The 19,272-nt window shown below is 59.6% G+C and carries 20 protein-coding genes; 12 read left to right on the top strand and 8 right to left on the bottom strand.

All coding sequences use genetic code 11. The features are described 5' to 3' along the window. Positions 1–2 precede the first annotated feature (2 nt). Positions 3–1,601: a phosphoenolpyruvate carboxykinase gene (locus tag QZ653_RS04265; RefSeq protein WP_296417906.1), complete on the bottom strand. Its 1,599-nt coding sequence runs from the start codon at positions 1,599–1,601 to the stop codon at positions 3–5. 306 nt (positions 1,602–1,907) lie between these two features. Here QZ653_RS04265 and QZ653_RS04260 point away from each other — a divergent pair, with 306 nt between their 5' ends. Genes QZ653_RS04260 through QZ653_RS04230 form a run of 7 tightly spaced genes read left to right on the top strand, consistent with a single transcriptional unit; the run spans position 1,908 to position 7,311 of the window. After that, positions 1,908–2,609 carry a response regulator transcription factor gene (locus QZ653_RS04260; RefSeq protein WP_296417905.1) on the top strand — a complete coding sequence of 234 codons (702 nt, stop codon included), beginning with the start codon at positions 1,908–1,910 and terminating at the stop codon, positions 2,607–2,609. Positions 2,610–2,624: 15 nt separating this feature from the next. Further along, positions 2,625–4,367: a sensor histidine kinase gene (locus QZ653_RS04255; protein WP_296417904.1), complete on the top strand. Its 1,743-nt coding sequence runs from the start codon at positions 2,625–2,627 to the stop codon at positions 4,365–4,367. Beyond that, the gene (locus QZ653_RS04250; protein WP_296417903.1) at positions 4,368–4,817 is read left to right on the top strand and encodes an HPr kinase/phosphorylase; all 450 of its coding nucleotides are present in this window, start codon (positions 4,368–4,370) and stop codon (positions 4,815–4,817) included. 12 nt (positions 4,818–4,829) lie between these two features. Beyond that, positions 4,830–5,735 carry an RNase adapter RapZ gene (gene rapZ / locus QZ653_RS04245; protein WP_296417902.1) on the top strand — a complete coding sequence of 302 codons (906 nt, stop codon included), beginning with the start codon at positions 4,830–4,832 and terminating at the stop codon, positions 5,733–5,735. A gap of 1 nt (position 5,736) precedes the next feature. Then, on the top strand, positions 5,737–6,132 hold the full coding sequence (locus tag QZ653_RS04240) for a PTS sugar transporter subunit IIA (protein WP_296417901.1): 396 nt from the start codon (positions 5,737–5,739) through the stop codon (positions 6,130–6,132). A gap of 3 nt (positions 6,133–6,135) precedes the next feature. Further along, a complete protein-coding gene (locus tag QZ653_RS04235) occupies positions 6,136–6,405 on the top strand; it encodes an HPr family phosphocarrier protein (RefSeq protein WP_296417900.1) in 270 nt (89 codons plus the stop codon). A 27-nt stretch (positions 6,406–6,432) separates the two neighbouring features. Next, positions 6,433–7,311 carry a lysophospholipid acyltransferase family protein gene (locus QZ653_RS04230; RefSeq protein ID WP_296417899.1) on the top strand — a complete coding sequence of 293 codons (879 nt, stop codon included), beginning with the start codon at positions 6,433–6,435 and terminating at the stop codon, positions 7,309–7,311. A 16-nt stretch (positions 7,312–7,327) separates the two neighbouring features. Here the strand turns inward: QZ653_RS04230 and QZ653_RS04225 are convergent, their stop codons facing one another. Continuing rightward, positions 7,328–8,203 (bottom strand): 3-hydroxybutyryl-CoA dehydrogenase, encoded by an 876-nt coding sequence (locus QZ653_RS04225; RefSeq protein ID WP_296417898.1) that lies wholly within the window; start codon positions 8,201–8,203, stop codon positions 7,328–7,330. Between the two features lie 163 nt (positions 8,204–8,366). Between QZ653_RS04225 and QZ653_RS04220 the strand changes: the two genes are divergently transcribed. Continuing rightward, positions 8,367–9,203, top strand: coding sequence for a DUF6473 family protein (locus QZ653_RS04220; RefSeq protein ID WP_296417897.1), 837 nt, complete (start codon positions 8,367–8,369; stop codon positions 9,201–9,203). A 48-nt stretch (positions 9,204–9,251) separates the two neighbouring features. Here the strand turns inward: QZ653_RS04220 and QZ653_RS04215 are convergent, their stop codons facing one another. The 6 genes from QZ653_RS04215 to QZ653_RS04190 form a co-directional block, all read right to left on the bottom strand. Beyond that, on the bottom strand, positions 9,252–10,181 hold the full coding sequence (locus QZ653_RS04215; RefSeq protein WP_296417896.1) for an electron transfer flavoprotein subunit alpha/FixB family protein: 930 nt from the start codon (positions 10,179–10,181) through the stop codon (positions 9,252–9,254). After that, positions 10,181–10,939: an electron transfer flavoprotein subunit beta/FixA family protein gene (locus tag QZ653_RS04210; RefSeq protein WP_296417894.1), complete on the bottom strand. Its 759-nt coding sequence runs from the start codon at positions 10,937–10,939 to the stop codon at positions 10,181–10,183. Before QZ653_RS04210 ends, QZ653_RS04215 begins: the two co-directional genes overlap by 1 nt. Positions 10,940–11,235: 296 nt before the next feature. Next, on the bottom strand, positions 11,236–11,808 hold the full coding sequence (locus tag QZ653_RS04205) for a cob(I)yrinic acid a,c-diamide adenosyltransferase (RefSeq protein ID WP_296417893.1): 573 nt from the start codon (positions 11,806–11,808) through the stop codon (positions 11,236–11,238). Next, entirely contained in the window at positions 11,808–12,011 is a 204-nt protein-coding gene (locus QZ653_RS04200) for a twin transmembrane helix small protein (RefSeq protein ID WP_296417892.1), read from the bottom strand. The genes QZ653_RS04205 and QZ653_RS04200 overlap by 1 nt, the downstream gene beginning before the upstream one ends. Before the next feature lie 60 nt (positions 12,012–12,071). Continuing rightward, positions 12,072–12,902, bottom strand: coding sequence for an SDR family NAD(P)-dependent oxidoreductase (locus QZ653_RS04195; protein WP_296417891.1), 831 nt, complete (start codon positions 12,900–12,902; stop codon positions 12,072–12,074). A 46-nt stretch (positions 12,903–12,948) separates the two neighbouring features. After that, positions 12,949–13,461, bottom strand: coding sequence for an SH3 domain-containing protein (locus QZ653_RS04190; protein ID WP_296417889.1), 513 nt, complete (start codon positions 13,459–13,461; stop codon positions 12,949–12,951). Between the two features lie 150 nt (positions 13,462–13,611). On the opposite strand from QZ653_RS04190, the gene QZ653_RS04185 reads away from it, so the two are divergent. The 4 genes from QZ653_RS04185 to QZ653_RS04170 are packed head-to-tail and all read left to right on the top strand — an operon-like array spanning position 13,612 to position 19,058. After that, complete coding sequence (locus tag QZ653_RS04185) at positions 13,612–16,020, top strand: DNA topoisomerase IV subunit A (RefSeq protein ID WP_296417887.1); 2,409 nt, start codon at positions 13,612–13,614, stop codon at positions 16,018–16,020. Continuing rightward, entirely contained in the window at positions 15,948–17,216 is a 1,269-nt protein-coding gene (locus QZ653_RS04180) for a DUF898 family protein (protein ID WP_296417885.1), read from the top strand. The genes QZ653_RS04185 and QZ653_RS04180 overlap by 73 nt, the downstream gene beginning before the upstream one ends. Then, positions 17,213–18,367 (top strand): M48 family metallopeptidase, encoded by a 1,155-nt coding sequence (locus QZ653_RS04175; RefSeq protein ID WP_296417883.1) that lies wholly within the window; start codon positions 17,213–17,215, stop codon positions 18,365–18,367. Before QZ653_RS04180 ends, QZ653_RS04175 begins: the two co-directional genes overlap by 4 nt. Before the next feature lie 28 nt (positions 18,368–18,395). Further along, on the top strand, positions 18,396–19,058 hold the full coding sequence (locus tag QZ653_RS04170) for a hypothetical protein (protein WP_296417882.1): 663 nt from the start codon (positions 18,396–18,398) through the stop codon (positions 19,056–19,058). Positions 19,059–19,272 lie beyond the last annotated feature (214 nt).

Raw genomic sequence — 19,272 nt, 5'->3', positions numbered from 1 at the left:
TCTTAGCCAATCGCAGCGGCTTTGACATCCTCATCTATGAAGGGAACGTATTGGGCGAAGTTGTCGGCAAACATATTGACCAGTTTGGCGGCCTGCCCGTCGTAGGCATTGCCATCCGCCCATGTGGTGCGCGGGTTCAGCAAACCGTCATCTACGCCGTCACAACTGACAGGTACGTCAAACCCGAAATTGGCGTCCTTGCGGAACTGACCCTCCACCAGCGTGCCATTCAGCGCTGAGGTCAGCAAGGCACGTGTCGCCTTGATCGGCATCCGGTTGCCTGTGCCGTACGCCCCGCCCGTCCAGCCGGTGTTCACCAGCCAGCAGGTGGCGCCGTGTTCCGCGATCTTGCGCTGCAGCAGCTTGCCATAAACCTCGGGCCGGCGGGGCATGAAGGGCGCGCCAAAGCAGGTGGAAAACGTGGGCTCCGGCTCTGTCACGCCACGCTCGGTCCCCGCCACTTTGGACGTGAACCCGCTGAGGAAATGGTACATCGCCTGCGCGGGCGTCAGCCGTGCGATGGGGGGCAACACACCAAAGGCATCGCAGGTCAGCATGATGATGTTCTTGGGGTGTCCACCCAACGCCGTGTCCGACGCGTTCGAGATGTAGTCGAGAGGGTAGGCACACCGCATGTTGGCCGTCAGGCTGTCGTCCTCAAAATCCAGTTCAAGGGTTTCAGGGTCGAACACCATGTTTTCGATGACCGTACCGGGCATCTGGGTTGTGGCGTAGATTTCAGGTTCGGCCTCGGGGTTCAGACCGATGGTCTTGGCATAGCAGCCGCCTTCAAAGTTGAAGATGCCGCGATCGGACCAGCCATGTTCATCGTCCCCGATCAGAATGCGGTTCGGGTCCGCGGACAGTGTCGTCTTTCCCGTGCCAGACAGGCCAAAGAACACAGCCGCATCCACCGGATTGCCCTTGGCGTGGTTGGCCGAACAATGCATCGGCATGATGTCTTTTTCGGGCAGCAGGTAATTGAGAAGCGTGAACACCGATTTCTTGTTCTCGCCCGCGTACTCCGTGCCTGCGATCAGGATCATCTTGCGGTCGAAATTCATGGTGATGACGGTGGACGACCGGCAGCCGTGACGTTCGGGGTCCGCCTCGAACGACGGGCAGTTGATCACCGTCCAGTCGGGGGTGAAGCCCTCAACCTCATCCGCCGCCGGGCGACGCATCATGTGGCGGATGAACAACCCGTGCCACGCCAGTTCCGTCACAAACCGGACGTCCAGCCGGTGCGCCGGGTCCGCACCGCCATAAAGGTCGGACACAAAATAATCCTTACCGCCCATGTGCGCGATCATGTCGTCATAAAGCTGGTCGAATTTCGCAGGCTCCATCGCGGCGTTGTTGTCCCACCAGACGGTATTTTCGGTGCTGGCAGACCGCACCACATGTTTGTCCTTGGGCGACCGGCCGGTGAATTTGCCGGTGCTGACAAGGAATGTGCCGCCTTTGCCCAACTGGCCTTCCTTGCGGGCCAAAGCCTCTTCGATCAGCGCGTCTTCGGAGTAGTTATAATAGACCTGACCCAAACCGGTGATGCCCTGATCTGGCAGCTTCATGGAAGGGTTGACCGTGCCGTGGTCCATTGTCTTGCTCCTGTGTAACGGGGCCAACGCGACCCCTGAACACGGACCTAACATGATGATTTTGACGCTGGATAGTCGCCTTTGTCGCAGTTAGCGCAACCAAATGTACGTTAGCGCAACCAAGTTCGCGGGCTGCACGCTCTGGCACACAAAGTGAGACATTTTAGTCATTGGTTACCCTTTTTGTGGGCACAACAAGGCGATCATTGCGTGGTTTTTGCAGTTTTGGATTGATTCGCTCAGGCGAAGCGGGGCAAAACAAAAGAAAAACAGGCAATAATAATTGAGCAGTAGAGGGGCAGTAGTATGTCACGAATCGCACTTGTCGATGACGACCGGAATATTTTGACATCCGTTCAAATCACGCTTGAGGCCGAAGGCTTCGACGTGGAAACCTACAATGACGGCCAGCAGGCGCTGGACGCATTCAACAAGAAACTTCCCGATATGGCCGTGCTGGACATCAAGATGCCGCGCATGGACGGCATGGATTTGCTTCAGCGCCTGCGCCAGAAAACCACCATGCCGGTGATTTTTCTGACGTCCAAGGACGACGAGATTGATGAGGTTCTGGGCCTGCGCATGGGTGCGGATGACTACGTCAAAAAGCCGTTTTCCCAGCGTCTTCTGGTCGAACGCATTCGCGCGCTTCTGCGCCGTCAGGATGCAATCTCTGGCGAAGAAATCGAAGAGACCGAGGAAAACAAAATCCTTGTTCGTGGTGATCTGAGCATGGATCCCCTGCGGCACGCGGTGAAATGGAAGGGCAATGATGTGTCCCTCACGGTCACCGAATTCCTGCTGTTGCAGGCACTGGCCCAACGCCCCGGTTTCGTCAAATCACGCGACCAGCTGATGGACGTGGCCTATGATGATCAGGTCTATGTCGACGACCGGACCATCGACAGCCACATCAAACGTCTGCGCAAGAAAATGCGCACGGCCGATGATGAGTTTTCCGCGATTGAGACACTCTACGGCATCGGCTACCGCTATAACGAAGAGTAAACGCAAAGGCGCACCATGACGGTTGCCCCCAAGATTGACGTTCGTGACCTGAAGTCCGTCCGCGCCGCCGCGCGCGAGACGGACGACGTCGTTCTGGGCGATGACTTTGTGGCGCCATCTGCGGATGACGTCATGGCGCAACGGCGCAAACGGCGATCCGTCAGGCACCTTTTGCGATCCCCGATTGCGCGCAAGATCATCACCTTCAATCTGCTGGCGCTGATTGTTCTGGTGGCAGGGATGCTCTACCTCAATCCTGCCCGCGACAACCTTGCCTACCAGCGCGGGTCGTCCTTGGTGAATGAGGTGGAATTGATCGCTGACGTGTTTGAGGCGCAACTGCCCGTGAATGCGCCGGTGAACCTGATGTCAGGCGATGGGGCTGATGCCCGCGTGACCCTTGAAAATCTTGATCTGCGGGGCGGCGTTGACGTCTATTTGCTGGACGCGCAAGGCAACGTGGTTGAACGCTGGTCCGACCCGACCCCTGACGATGACGCCATTCCCGGTCTAGATCGCACAAACCGCGGCGTGTTCCTGACACGTGCTTTGGACAGTATCTGGGCCAAGGCATCCGGCCTGTTCCGTGACGGTTTGGACGACACTGTAAGCGCCCCTGATCTAAGCGAGGATTTGTCCACCAAAGTGGCCGCAACGCTTGAGGGTGGGACGTGGCTTGAGAACCGGACGGACAATCGCGGACAGTCGTTTTTCAACGTCATGACACCGGTTGTCCAGCAGGGCGGCACGCCCGTGGGCGTCATTGCTTTGGTGTCGGCACCGGGCGAATTGGATGCCCTAGTGGCGCAAGACCGCGAACAGCTGTTGCAGATGTTTGTTGTCGGCGTCGTCGTGTCCATTTTGTTAAGCCTCGCACTCGCCTCGACCATCGCACATCCGCTGTCTGATCTGGCCAAGGCGGCAGAGCTTGGACGCGACAAGAACGCACGAAAAATGTCGCCACATCGCATCCGCATTCCTGACCTGACAGGTCGGCCCGATGAAATCGGTCGCCTGTCCGGCGCGCTGCGCGGCATGGTCTCCGCCTTGTTTGAACGCATCGAAGGCAACGAACAATTCGCCGCGGATGTTGCCCATGAAATCAAGAACCCGCTGGCATCTTTACGGTCTGCTGTGGGCACGCTGCGGCTGGCCAAAAAGGAAGAACACCGCCTGCGGATGCTGGATGTCATCGAACATGACGTGCAGCGGCTGGATCGTTTGGTCAGTGATATTTCCAATGCCTCACGTCTGGATTCAGAGCTTGTGAAGGAAGAGGAAGAGGCGTTCAACCTGATCAAGACCCTCAGCCATCTGACGGAATTCCTCGGCAATCAGGCCAAACAGAAGGGCGTCGATTTCATCTCCGACCTGCCGAAAGACCCGATTGAGATTATGGGCCTTGAGGGGCGGTTGGCGCAGGTTTTCGTCAACCTGATTTCGAATGCTATTTCCTTTTGCGAGGACGGGGATGCAATCCGCGTGTGGGTCCGCAAGCGGGACAACCGCGTCTTGGTGGTGGTTGAGGACACAGGACCGGGCATCCCCGAAGGCGCCCTGCAAAAGGTGTTCCAACGGTTCTATTCCGAACGCCCCGAAACGCAGTTTGGCGACAATTCCGGCCTTGGGCTGGCCATTTCCAAACAGATCGTCGAAGCCCACGGCGGCGTGATCTGGGCCGAAAATATCCGGCCCACTGATGCCGACATCGGGTCCGACCCGCTGGGTGCGCGCTTCGTGGTCGGTCTGCCGGTCTAGATGCTTTCGGTTCCGGTCAAACCGCAACCGGACGGGGACCTTCGGCTCCATGCCAGCAGTGTATCTTTCAACCACAAAGCCCTGGTCATCGCAGGGCCAAGCGGGTCGGGAAAGTCCAGCCTCGCGCTTCGGATGATGTCACTGGGTGCAACCCTGATTTCCGACGACATCACGGTTCTCTCCTCTGCACCGGATCACGTGACAGCGCATCGTCCAGCGACCCTTCCCGCATTGATTGAGGTGCGTGGCTTTGGGCTTCTCAACACGCCGGTGCACGCGGGCGAAGGTGTCGCCGCGGTTCTTGATCTGGGCACTGACGAGGCAGACCGTCTGCCGCCCCTGCGTCACATCACCCTTTTGGGGCGGTCCTTCCCCCTGTTTCACAAACCCGCGACCCCCTATATTGCAGAGGCAATGATCCACTATCTAACTTACGGACGTTCCGACTAACCCAGAGGCCTCATGCCCCACTCCACCGCACCCATGCAGAAAATCATCGTCGTCAGCGGCCCATCGGGCGCGGGCCGGTCCACTGCGATCAACGTGCTTGAGGATTTGGGGTTTGAGGCCATCGACAACGTGCCCCTGTCCCTTATTCCGCGCCTGACCGACGGTCCCCTGCCACGGCCCTTGGCCATCGGCATCGACATTCGAAACCGCGATTTTTCGGTGCAGGGGGTGCAGGACACGCTGGATAGTCTGGTGTCCAACGCGGACATCGACAGCCAGCTTCTGTTTCTGGACGCCTCGGAAGATACGCTTGTGCGCCGATATTCCGAAACCCGCCGTCGTCATCCGCTGGCCCCAGATGAACCCGCCATACAAGGCATCCGGCGCGAGGCTGACATGCTGGCCCCGTTGCGGGCAAGGGCAGAATTCCTGCTGGATACATCGGAGCTGTCGCCTCACGATCTTAAAGCACGTCTGACCGACTGGTTCGGGGACAAGGGGGCGGCGCTTTTCGGCATTACCCTGCAATCGTTCTCCTTCAAACGCGGGCTGCCCAAAGGATCAGACATGACCTTTGATTGTCGTTTCCTGAAAAATCCCTATTGGCAGGCCGATCTGCGGTCGAAAACCGGTCTGGATGGCGCGGTTGGTGCGCATATCCGGACAGATGATCTGGCGGCCCCGTTTATCGCCAAGACCACCGATTTGTTGCTGACGCTGTTGCCTGCCTTCCGCCGCGAAGGAAAATCCCACATCAGCATCGGGTTTGGCTGCACAGGCGGGCAACACCGGTCGGTTTACGTGACTGAACAGGTGGCGATTGCCCTTGCAGACCAGGGGTGGCAGGTGTCTAAACGTCACCGAGAACTCGAGAGGGCAGCGCAAGCGTGCGCCCCTCAGCAGATCAAAGGGACATGATTTGATCGGGATAGTGATTGTAGCGCATGGCGGGTTGGCGACGGAATATCTGTCGGCGGTCGAACATGTCGTGGGCAAGCAATCGGGCATTCAGGCGATCGCGATCGGCCCGGAGGATGATCGCGCGCTAAAGCAAACCGAAATCTGCGAGGCCGCAGACGCGGTCGATGCGGGCTCGGGGGTGGTGATTGTCACAGACATGTTCGGAGGGTCGCCGTCAAACCTGTCCTTGCGGGCCTGCAGCCCCGAAAACCGCCGGATCGTCTATGGGGCCAATCTGCCGATGCTGGTCAAACTCGCCAAATCCCGTCGCAAATCCGTGCCGGACGCCGTGCGCGCAGCCCTTGATGCGGGGCGCAAATACATCGACAGTCATTCTGTCGATCTGGACGCTTGAACCATGCCGAACCGCACTTTGGAAATCGTGAATATCAAGGGTCTTCATGCGCGGGCCTCGGCCAAGTTTGTAGAAGTGGCCGAACAATTTGACGCCCGTGCGACCGTGTCAAAGGACGGTGTTTCGGCGGATGGCGACAGCATCATGGGCCTTTTGATGTTGGCAGCTTCCATGGGAACCTCTATTGAGGTTGAAACCAATGGGCCTGAGGCCGAACCTCTGATGGACGCGCTGGTAGCGCTGGTTGCGGACAAGTTCGGCGAAGGGGACTGAGGCCCGCCATCCGGATAGGACCTGCGTTTGACCGATACGTCGACCAAAACCGATGTGACCACGGACACCGAAGATGCGCCGCGTGTGTATGACCGGCGGTCACTGACCTATTCGGAAACATTTGACAGCCCGCTCAAGCGCAATTTCATCATGGCGATGGAATGGGTGACCGGCAAGATCAAGGTCATCCGCCGGGTGCGACGGTTCGAAAAGATGGGCGCGCCCACAGGTCAGGCGTTCTGGCCGGCCACAATGAAGGCCATGGGCATCGCTATCCAGACACCACAATCGGAACTGGACCGCATTCCGCAGACTGGCCCCGTTGTCTTTGTGGCCAATCATCCTCACGGGCTGGTCGATGGCATGATACTGGCCGATCTTATCGGTCGCCGCCGCAACGATTACCGCATTCTGACACGGTCCCTGCTGACAGGGATCGACGAAAGTGCATCAAGCTACATGATCCCCGTGCCGTTTCTTCATGAAGAAGAGGCTCAGCGCAAAATGATCGAAATGCGGGCCAAAGCGATGGAGCATCTGGCCAACAACGGATTGATCGCTCTTTTCCCGTCGGGCGTGGTGGCGGCGTCAGAAACCGCCTTTGGCCCCGCTGTCGAACAGGAATGGAACGTGTTTACCGCCAAGATGATCAAACGGTCCGGCGCGACAATCGTGCCGTGTTTTTTCCCCGGCAGCAATTCACGCGCCTATCAGATCGCAAACCAGTTCAGCGCCACGTTGCGTCAGGGCCTCCTGATCCACGAGGTCGCCCATGCCTTTGACAAGCCCCAAAAGCCGGTCATCGGGCATCCGATTTCGCCGGACGATTACGCAGACCGCATGAAAGACCCGCGCGCCTTTATGGCGTGGCTGCGCGACCACACGCTGGCCCTGGCCAGCGACTGAAATTCCGAAATTTTAGTCAGCGCGTGGGCACAGGTGTGTCCCCGCGGTAATCATAAAACCCGCGTTTGGTTTTGCGACCCAGCCAGCCCGCTTCGACGTATTTCGTCAGCAGCGGACAGGGCCGGTATTTGGTATCAGACAGCCCGTCGTGCAATACGGTCATGATCGCCAGACAGGTGTCCAACCCGATAAAATCCGCAAGTTCCAAAGGTCCCATTGGATGGTTCGCGCCCAGCTTCAGGGATGTATCAATGGATTCCACATTTCCGACGCCTTCGTACAAGGCATAGACCGCCTCGTTGATCATCGGCATCAGGATGCGGTTCACGATGAAGGCCGGAAAATCCTCCGCCGTGGCAGAGATTTTGCCCAACCGGTCCACCACGCCCTTGCACGCATCAAACGTCTCCGTGTCGGTGGCAATGCCACGGATCAGTTCCACCAGTTGCATGATCGGCACCGGGTTCATGAAATGGAACCCCATGAATTTTTCGGGCCGGTCCGTGCGGGACGCAAGCCGTGTGATGGAAATGGATGAGGTGTTCGACGTCAAAATCGTATCCGGCGTCAGATGGGGCAAAAGCTCGTCGAAGATGGCTTGCTTGACGGTCTCGCGCTCGGTCGCGGCCTCGATCACAAGATCGGTCGGGCCGAGGTCGGTCAGCGTCAGTGTCGTGTCGATGCGGCGCAGCGCTTCGGACTTTTCGTCATCCGAAACAAGCCCCTTGGACACCTGTCGCGTCATGTTCTTGTCGATAGCGGCGGTCGCGGCTGTCAGGGCATCTTCGCTGATATCGGTCAGCAAGACATCATAGCCCGCAAGCGCACATACATGGGCAATGCCATTGCCCATCTGACCCGCGCCAACAACGCCAATTCGTTCAATCTTCATGGGGTCTGCCTTTCGATGACTGCGGTCACCATAGGCGCGACGTGGAAGACCCTCAAGCCGCTCAGTTGGTTCAAACTTTAGGCAAATTCTGTGTTTAAGCCCTTGGAAAGGGAATCGGCAGAAAAGGGGCAGTGGTGAGTGTAAATTAAGAAGGGTGGGACCCATGAAGACGTTTGAAACCAGACAATCCGCATTTCGGCTGACATCATGTACTTACGGCCTATCAAGGTTGTCCTTCCGCGGCCCGCGCCGGCCGACAGACGGACGGTTCGTGGCGGTTTTGGGCGGGTCGGACACCCTCGCGCGGTATGTGGCAAAGCCTTATCCGGATCTGGTGGAAACGGCCATCGGCGAAGTCTGCGTCAATCTTGGCGTGCAGGCTGCGGGGCCGGATGTCTATCTGAACGATCCAGCCCTGCAATCCCTGCGTCATGATGCGGCGGCCACAGTCATCCAGCTTCCCGGGTCCACGAACCTCAGCAATGATTTTTACAAGGTCCATCCACGCCGGAATGACCGGTTTACCGCGCCGACCGACAGGCTGATCCACCTGTATCCGGAGGTCGACTTCAGCGAAATTTCCTTTACCGGACACCTGATTGCGCGCTTGCGCGCTGTCGACGAAGCACGCTTTGCCCTTGTCCGCACCGCCCTGCAATCGGCTTGGGTTTGCCGGATGGTTCAACTGGTTGAAAATGTACCGGGGCCTGTATTGCTTTTGTGGTTCGCGGAACGCACCCCGAACAGTGACGGGGGCAGCATTGTGGGGCAGGGCGGAAACCCCTGTCATGAACCGGTCTTTGTCACCCGTCAGATGGTCGAAGCCCTGCGGGACTATGTGGACGACATCATCGAGGTCATCGCCGTTCGGGGGGAACTGGACGGCTTGTCCTACGCCCCGCTGGATACCTTGGCCGCTCGCGATGCGCTGGGTCTCGCGGCCCATCAAGCGGCGGCACAGGCGCTGCGTGCGTCGGTCATGTATGCCATTGAAACATGAAAAAGGCCCGCACGATCGGCGGGCCTTTTCAGAACGTTCACGTGGGGGTTAGCCCAGTTTTTCGGTCAGCTCCGGAACCGCGTCGAACAGGTCCGCGACCAGACCGAAATCGGCCACCTGAAAGATAGGGGCTTCTTCGTCTTTGTTGATCGCAACGATGATCTTGCTGTCTTTCATACCGGCCAAGTGCTGGATCGCACCCGAAATGCCCACAGCCACATAAAGGTCAGGCGCGACAACCTTGCCGGTCTGACCAACCTGCCAGTCGTTCGGCGCATAACCGGAATCGACCGCCGCGCGGGACGCGCCAACAGCGGCACCCAATTTGTCGGCCAGACCTTCGATCAGCTTGAAATCTTCCTCAGACCCAACGCCGCGACCACCGGACACAACAACACCCGCAGAGGTCAGCTCAGGCCGGTCGGAGGCTGCAACCTTGTCCTCGACCCATTCGGACAGGCCGGGGTTCGCAACAGGTGAAATTTCTTCGACCGAGGCAGACCCGCCCTCACCCGCCGCGTCAAACGTGGATGTCCGAATGGTCATCACTTTGGTCGCGTCGGAGGATTTCACCGTCTGGATGGCGTTGCCAGCGTAGATCGGGCGTTCGAACGTGTCCGCATCGACCACACCGGTCACTTCGGAAATGATCATCACGTCCAACAGGGCCGCCACACGGGGCAGGATGTTCTTCGACGCCGCCGTAGAAGGTGCTGCGATATGGGTATAATCGCCTGCCAGCGACACGATCAGATCGGCCACAGGTTCGGCCAGATCGTGGCCATAGGCGTCGTCGGAGGCGCAGAGCACCTTGGACACACCGTCCAGCTTCGCGGCCTCAGCCGCTGCACCCTGGCAGCCGCTTCCGGCGCACAGCACCGTCACATCGCCCATCAGCTTGGCGGCGGTCAGGGCCTTTGCGGTGGCGTCCACGGACAGCTCACCATTCACAACTTCAGCAATCAGAAGAACAGCCATTATACAGCCCCCGCTTCTTTGAGTTTCTCGACCAGTTCATCCACCGATCCCACAACGATACCTGCGGCGCGGGCCTCAGGCTCGGACGTGCCGACGATTTCCAGACGGTTCGCAATATCGACGCCGTAATCGGCCGGTGTCTTTTCGTCCAAAGGCTTTTTCTTGGCCTTCATGATGTTGGGCAGCGACGCATAACGTGGCTCGTTCAGGCGCAGATCAACGGTCACGATGGCAGGCATCTTGATCTTGATCGTCTGCAGGCCGCCGTCCACTTCGCGGGTCACGGTGGCGGTGTCACCATCGACGTCCAGTTCGGACGCGAACGTGCCCTGTGCCCAACCGGTCAGCGCGGCCAGCATCTGGCCCGTGGCGTTCATGTCGTTGTCGATCGCCTGTTTGCCGGCCAGCACAAGGCCGGGCTGCTCTTCGTCGATCACACCCTTGAGGATTTTGGCAACCGCCAGCGGCTCAATATCGTTGTGCACGTCATCCGTGGCCACAACCAAGATCGCGCGGTCAGCACCCATGGCCAATGCGGTCCGCAGGGTTTCCTGCGCCTGCTTCACACCGATGGACACGGCGATCACTTCTTCAGCCTTGCCCGCTTCTTTGAGGCGGATCGCCTCTTCGACGGCGATTTCGTCAAATGGGTTCATGGACATTTTGACATTGGCGAGATCAACACCGCTGCCGTCCGCTTTCACACGAACTTTCACGTTGTAGTCAATCACGCGTTTGACGGGTACGAGGACCTTCATCAGCGGTTTCTCCCTTTGGATGTGCCATCCGGCACTTCGGTTCAAATTCCAGTTTCAAATACCGCAGCGGTCCTACGGAAAACAGGTCAGAATCGACGCGCAGATAGGACCTGACGTCGCGTATGTGAAAAAACGCCCAAAAATTTCACCAAGTCAAGGGTTGTGCCGTGAAGAATGCCACAAACGATAACGGGCCGCAGGGGACTGCGGCCCGGTCTTCAGACTGACGACATTGGTTTAGCGGTTCGCGCGTCCGGTCGCCAGAACGTCCACCGGACGTTCTGCCGCCTCGTTCCTCAGCGGTTTGCGCCTGGAATCCAAAGGACGTCGTCCTTGCCGCCGTTGTTGGCGATGCGGGAGGCGACAAAGAACCAGTCGGACAACCGGTTGAGGTATTTGACCCCCGCAGGGTTCACAGATTCGACCGTCCCCAGTTCCACCGAAAGACGTTCCGCGCGGCGCGATACGGTCCGGCACAGGTGCAAATGGGCGGCCAAGGCCGACCCGCCGGGCAAAATGAACGACCGCAGCGGTTCCAGATCGGCGTTCATCGCGTCAATCTCGGATTCCAGCCGCGACACTTGCGCATCCGTCATGCGCAAGGGGGCGTATTCGGCTTCGGCGTCTTTTTCCATGTCGGGGCGGCACAAATCCGCACCCAGATCGAAAAGATCGTTCTGGATCGCGGCCAGTTGCGCATCCATATCGCCCGAGGCGTGAAGACGCGCCATGCCCACAGTTGCATTGGCCTCATCCACGGTGCCGTAGGCGGTCACGCGCAAGGAATGTTTGGCGACGCGGCTGCCGTTGCCCAAAGCGGTTTCTCCGGCATCCCCGGTTTTGGTATAAATCTTGTTCAGAACAACCATCAGTTGCCTCCCCGGGCTCTAAAATAGGCAAAGCCCACAATCAGGATGACAGCCACAAACTGGGCCGCGATCCGGTATTGCATGACCTTGTTGGATTTCTTGCTGTCCCCACCGGCGCCAAACAGCGACACACCCCATATCAGGATGGCACCCACGATCAGGCACGCCCCGATGATGACGTAAAAGAATGGATCATTGGCCATGGTTTCGGCTCCTTGTTGTCTTTGGCATGCACCTAAAGCGACCAGCGCCAAAGGGAAGGGTCAGGCACGTCGCAAAACCCAATCCAGTGCGCGGGTGGGAAGAATGCGGCGCAGCAGGCCCATCGCATAGGTCGGCGTCGTCACATAATAACGCGGCTTGGGGTTGCGGTGGGTGCAGGCGTGCAGCAGCTTTTTGGTCACGGCGGACGGCGGCAATTCAAACGCATCCGGCCCGTTGTCCTGATACAGACGTTTTTGCAGGCCCTTTTCGTATTGCGCGCGGCGGGCAGAGGATTTCCAGTCGATCCAGCGTTCGAAATGCGGGATCGAATTTTTCCGGATGTCCGACGTCACAGGACCGGTGTTCATGGTGATGATCTTGATGTTGGTGTCGCGTCCCATTTCGACACGCAGCGTATCTGTCAGCCCTTCCAGCCCGAACTTGGTCGCATTGTAGGACCCGCGGAAGGGCAGCGTGATCAGCCCCAGAACCGACGAATGCTGCACGATCCGCCCGTAGCCCTGTGCGCGCATCACGGGGATCACACGTGTCGTCAGATCATGCACCCCAAATACATTGGTTTCGAAATTCAGCCGCAACGCCTCTCGGGGGAGGTCTTCCACAGCGCCGGGCGTGGCGTATCCGCCGTTGTTGAACACCGCGTCCAGCGTGCCGCCAGTGGCCGTCAGCACGTCATTCAGGCCGGACGCAATCGTCTCTGGATCGGTGTAATCAATCCGCGGCGCCTCGAACCCTTCCGCCGACAACCGGTCACAATCCGCCTGAGACCGGCACGACGCGAAAACGCGCCAACCCGCCGCACGCATGCCATGTGCTGCATCATACCCGATGCCGGACGAACAGCCGGTGATAAGAATAGACTTTGCCATGCCCGTTTTCTGGACCGCACAGCGCGGACAGGCAAGGGGCTTTGACCTATGCGTCGGGGGAGGTCAGCAGCCGTTCGGCCATCCAGCCTTCGATGCCACGATCAAGGGTGGCCACATTGGCCCAGCCGCTGTCATCAACCTCAAGCACTTCAAGTTCGGTGCCGCCGTCCAGCGTAATGATAACGTCGAAATTCGTGCCCGGCCCCGCGCGCATGTTGACGCGGCTGCTGGCCACCTCGCGGATGTCGACAGGGGCTTCAGCAACCGGGGCAGATGCCAGCGCGACTTGATCCTCGACAATCTCCGGCTCCGCTGGCGTGGCCTGCGCGACAACCGGCACCACCACGGCCTCCTCGGCCTCGGGCGCAGGTGCCAAATTCGACGTCGATACGCTCAGCAAGGTCGGGGTCGCCGCACGTGTCACGATGTCCGGCTCGGCCTGTGTTTCGGCCTCGGCCACGGCAACCTCAGGCTGTTCCGGCGCAAAATCAGCGCCGCCAGACACTTCGTAATAGGCCCAGCCCATAAAGGCAAAGCTCACCCAGACATAGGTTTTCATCAGTCGAACCCCCCAGAGATTCTTTTGTGTTCCCGTCTACAACATACCAAACGCCTCACAGTTCCGTGAGTCTTTTCCACGGGGAAAAATTCAGCAGACGCCTCCCACTTCATCGTTGTCGCCTAATCGCCGCACCGTTACACACGATGTATGAGCGACGAGATTTTTGACCCCAAGATGAACCCCACCGAACCCCTGCGGCGCGCAATCGGGGAGAGGTATCTGACCTATGCTCTGTCCACGATCATGCACCGCGCGCTGCCCGATGCGCGCGACGGGCTGAAACCCGTTCACCGTCGCATCCTGTATGCGATGCGCCAGCTGCGCCTTGCGCCGACAGGGGGGTTTCGCAAATCCGCCAAAATCTCCGGCGATGTGATGGGCAACTATCACCCCCACGGCGACGCCGCGATTTACGACGCCATGGCGCGTCTGGCGCAGGATTTCAACGTTCGCTATCCGCTGGTGGACGGGCAGGGCAACTTCGGCAACATCGACGGCGATAACCCCGCTGCGGCCCGTTATACGGAAGCGCGGATGACCGCCGCCGCCGAAGCCCTGCTAGAGGGTCTGGCCGAGGACGCCGTTGATTTTCGTGAAAACTACGACGGCACGCTGACCGAACCGGTCGTGCTGCCAGCGGCCTTTCCCAACCTTTTGGCCAACGGATCCAGCGGGATTGCGGTGGGCATGGCGACGAATATCCCGCCCCATAATTTGGATGAACTGATCCAGGCCTGCCTGCATCTGATCAAATCGCCCAATGCCCGTGATGAAACCCTGCTGGACTATATCCCCGGCCCCGATTTCCCCACCGGCGGCGTCATTGTTGAACCGCGCGAAAACATCGCGGACGCCTACCGCACCGGCAAAGGCGGCTTCCGCCTGCGCTGCCGTTGGGAGGTTGAGGATCTGGGCCGCGGCCAGTGGCAGGTCGTGGTCACCGAAATCCCCTATCAGGTCCAGAAATCGAAACTGATCGAAAAACTGGCCGAGGTGATCCAGACCAAGAAGGTCCCGATCCTTGCTGATGTACGGGATGAGAGCGCCGATGACATCCGTATCGTGCTGGAACCCAAATCAAAAAACGTCGACCCAGATGTTCTGATGGGCATGCTTTACCGCAATTCCGATCTGGAAACGCGGTTCAGCCTGAACATGAACGTGTTGATCGACGGTCTGACCCCGCAGGTTTGCAGCCTGAAAGAGGTCCTGCGCGCCTTCCTCGATCACCGCCGCGATGTGCTGATCCGCCGATCCCGTCACCGGATGGCCAAGATCGACAACCGGTTGGAGGTTCTGGCCGGTCTGATCACGGCCTTCCTGAACCTCGACCGCGTCATCGACATCATCCGCTATGATGACGACCCCAAGGCCGCTTTGATGTATGAGGACTGGTCGGTCCCCCATCAGGCCACCCTCACCCGCGCTGCGGATGAGGCCGACTACAAGTCCCCGCTCGCAGGTGTGGACACGGACAGTCTGACGCTGATCGTGGACGAAGACGCGCAAGCACCGTCATTCATGGAAAGCACCGAGCGTAAGATTCCGTCCTCCTATGCGGGCCGTGAAAATGGCCTCAGCGATGTGCAGGCCGAAGCGATCCTGAACATGCGCCTGCGGTCCCTGCGCCGCCTTGAAGAAGAGGCTTTGGTCAAGGAACGTGATGACCTGATGATGGAACGCGCAGGCCTCGAAGACCTGCTTGAGGCGGACGATCTGCAATGGAAAACCATCGCCGACCAACTGCGCGAAACCCGCAAGCTCATGGGCGCCAATTCCGAAGGCGGCGCGCGCCGTACCACCTTTGCCGAGGCCGGTGAGGTTGAAGATGTCCCCCTTGAGGCGATGATCGACAAGGAGCCTGTCACCGTGGTCTGTTCCAAAATGGGCTGGATTCGCGCGATGACCGGCCACATTGATCTGGCCCGTGAGTTGAAATTCAAAGACGGCGACGAAGGCCGCTTCATCTTTCATGCGCAGACCACCGACCGGCTGTTGGTCTTTGGCAGCAACGGGCGGTTCTACACCCTTGGCGCATCCACCCTGCCCGGTGGGCGCGGCATGGGCGAACCCCTGCGTCTGATGGTTGATCTGCCCAATGAGGCTGAGATTGTCGCGCTGTTCATCCATCGTCCGGGCGAAAAGCTGATCGTGGCGTCCTCTGCCGGTGACGGGTTTGTGGTGCCAGAGAACGACATTGTGGCCCAGACCCGTGCAGGCAAACAGGTGCTGAACGTGCGCGGCGATACGGTCGCCAAAATCTGCAAACCGGTGACGGGCGATCACGTGGCCGCCGTGGGCGAAAACCGCAAAGTCCTCGTGTTTCCGTTGGATGAACTGCCAGAAATGGGCCGCGGCAAAGGCGTGCGTCTGCAGAAATACAAAGATGGCGGCCTAAGCGACGTAACGACCTTTACTCTGTCCGAAGGGCTGTCGTGGCTGGACCCTGCCGGGCGCACCCGCACGGAAACAGAGCTGACGGAATGGACATCCAAGCGCGCCAGCGCCGGTCGGATGGCCCCGCGCGGCTTCCCACGGGACAACCGCTTTACGTGACAGACAACGCCGCCCCCGACCGCCTGACCACGACATTCGCAGGCACCCGCGGGCCGCTGTTCCGCAAGGCGCTTTGGGGGTCGTTGTGGACAATCCTGACCTTGGGGTTCTACCGGTTCTGGCTGAAAACCAAGCTGCGCCGCTGGTATTGGTCCGCGATCCGGCCGGGCGGCACGCCGATGGAATACGTGGGCGACCCGCTGGAAAAACTGTTGGGGTTCTTTCTGGCCGTCGTGGTTCTGGCCTTCTACATCGGCGTGGTGAACCTGATTTTGATGTTCGCCAGCCTGTCATTGCTGGCGTCAAACTTTACCGCCTATTTTGTCAGCTTTCTGGGCGTCATCCCGATCTGGTTTTACGCCCGCTACCGCGCCCGCCGTTACACGCTGGCCCGCAGCCGTTGGCGCGGGGTGCGTTTTGGCCTGAAACCCGGCGCTTGGGGTTATGCATTTCGCGCGCTTTGGCACTGGATTGTCACCCTTCTGACGCTCGGGGCCTTATGGCCGCGCAAGACGTTCTACCTTGAAAAGTACATGACCGACCGGACGGTCTTCGGCTCCGCGAATTTACATCAGGGGGGGCAGTGGCAGATGTTGATGCCCGCCTTTGTGCATGTCTTGATCGGGGCCGCGCTGCTGGCCGTGGCGACATTTGAGACCTGGCAGGGCAATCTGCGGGTCACCTATCTTTATGCGCTGGCGGGGCCGTGGTTCGTCTACGGCGTGATCCATTACACGGTTGAGGCAAAACGCATTCTCGCCAATCACAAGACAGCAGGGTCCTTGGGGCTGCGCGCGGACCCTGACCGGCTGAAAATCACCCGCATCTATGTCTTTGGTTATCTTGCGACAACGATCTGCGCCTTGTTACCGGTGGTGCCCATCATCACGCTCGTCGGTATGATCGAAAACGAACGCCTGAATGCGATCTATGACCCCACCATCGACACGGATTTGATCTACGGCTTGCCCGTGTCGGTCTGGACGGCGCTGGGCATCATCGCCTATTTTGCGGTGTTCCTGATCTGGGGCGTGCTGCGGCATTGCTTTGTGACCATGCCGCTGTGGCGTCACTACGCCGAAACCCTGACGATCGAACATCCATCCGCCCTGGCAGCGGTCTCACAAAAAGACCGTGATGAATTTGCCGAAGCAGAGGGGTTCGCCGAGGCGCTGGACCTGTGGGGGGCCATATGACCGAACGTACTATCATCACGGTAGATGGCCCCGCATCCCCTGCCGCCCCCGCGCGCAGGGTTAGGGGGCAGTGTCTTTACCTTGATGGCGATACCGCCCAGCCCCAAGCGTGTCCTTTTGAATACGCGGACGCGGGGCAGGCCCTGCTGATCGCCCATCAGGGCACGACCCTGCGCTGGCCCTATGCCGATTTGCGCGCCTTGCGTGATCAGGCCGGCGATCAGATGATCATCCGTCTTGCCGACGATCCCACGCAACGGCTGATCATCGACACCCCGGAGGACCGCGACCTGATCCGCGCGCGCGCCAAAAACCTCGACCGGTATGCCAGCCACGTCAAGCGCAGCAAGCTGGCCATGTGGGGGCTGGCCGCTGTCGCCTCCGTCGCGCTGATCATCTTTGTTCTGGTTCCCGTCATGGCCGACCAACTGGCCGAATATCTGCCGCCGGAGGGTGAAAAGGCGCTGGGCGATGCGACGTTCGACCAGATCCGCACCGCACTGGATGACACAGGCTTCAGCGCGCTTGCCATTTGCGACAGCAGGTCCGGTGTGGCGGCCCTCACGAAAATTGAAACCCGTCTGACCGAAGAGATGGACCTTGAAACGCCACTGACGGTTCATGTCCTCAACCACCCGATGATCAATGCCTTTGCCCTGCCTGGCGGCTACGTCGTCTTCTTTCGTGGTCTGATCGAAGAGGCCGGTTCCCCCGAAGAGGTTGCCGCCGTCTTCGCCCATGAAATCGGCCATGTCGTGGCCCGTGACCCCACCCGCATCGCCCTGCGCTCTGCGGGGTCCATCGGGGTGCTGGGGCTGCTGTTCGGGGATTTCGCAGGGGGCGCCGTGGTGCTGTTTCTGGCCGAACAGATCATCCGCGCCGATTATACCCAACAGGCCGAGGCCGCCGCCGATACATTCGCGCACGCGGCCCTTCTCGAGGCCGATCTGCCCCCCTCCGCCATCGGTACGTTCTTTGAAAGGTTAAGCAGCGAAGGACAGCAGGAGGCAGGCATCCTTGACCATCTGGCCTCCCATCCGGCGATGGGCGACCGCATCGCTGCCGCGCGCGCGGCACAGCCCGAAGGGGCAAAATTCCGGCCGGTGCTGGATGATGCGGAATGGGCCGCCCTTCAGGGCATCTGCGACTGATTGCCCAATCGCGGTCTGTGCGCTACCCATGATCAAACCAAACGGGGACAAGACCATGCGCACATTCGTTAAACTCGCTTGCCTGCTCATCCTGACGGCCTGTGGCGGCCTGCGCGATGATCTGACCCAAACCCCCGATCCGATCGGCACATTCAGGCTGGGCCACAACATTGCGGTGGTCAATGAACCGGTTCAGGGCCCGTTTTCCCGCACGGTCGAGGACGCCGCATGGCAGGCCGCGATGACAGCGGCGGTGAACGACCGTCTGGGTCTGGCCCGGTTTGACGGCAGCGCGTTCTATCACGTGGGCGTCGCGGTCGAAGGGTACGTTCTGGCACAGCCCGGCATTCCACTGGTCTATTCCCCGCGTTCCGTTCTGATTTTCAGCGTCAACTTTTTCGAGGACGCGACCCAGACCAAACTCAACGACGAAGCGATCCAGCTGACCGTGTTTGAGCCATGCTGCACTGTCCCGTTCCTCGGGTCGGGCCTGACGCGGTCGGCGGAGGAACAGATGGAAGGTCTCTCGTTCAGCGCCGCGCGGGCCATCGAACGCACCATGCGCCAGAACGGGGCGTGGTTCGGGGCCGAAAACGAGGTTCTGCCCGAGGACGATACGATTCTTGAGGGCAATGTCCTCGTCGATAATCCAGAACTTGTCGCCCCCGCCGAAACGCCCCCCGAAAGCTGACTGCGCCCTCCCTTAGTTTGCAGGCGATTTGCGGCCAAGGGCCTCATTCAGGCGGACACGCACGACCCGCTTGATTTCCGGCCCGTTCCAGACTATTTGCCCCGCGTATCAAATCAGGGTCGCCCGGCGTTGCGGGACCCACCAAAACAAAGGGTGCCTCATCATGGCTAAGGAAAAGTTTGAACGTAACAAGCCGCACGTAAACATCGGCACG

The organism is Pseudooctadecabacter sp., from assembly GCF_020627745.1.
Taxonomy (GTDB): Bacteria; Pseudomonadota; Alphaproteobacteria; order Rhodobacterales; family Rhodobacteraceae; genus Octadecabacter.
The sequence above is the reverse complement of the archived record's forward strand: the minus strand, read 5'-3'. Positions and strand labels throughout refer to the sequence as shown.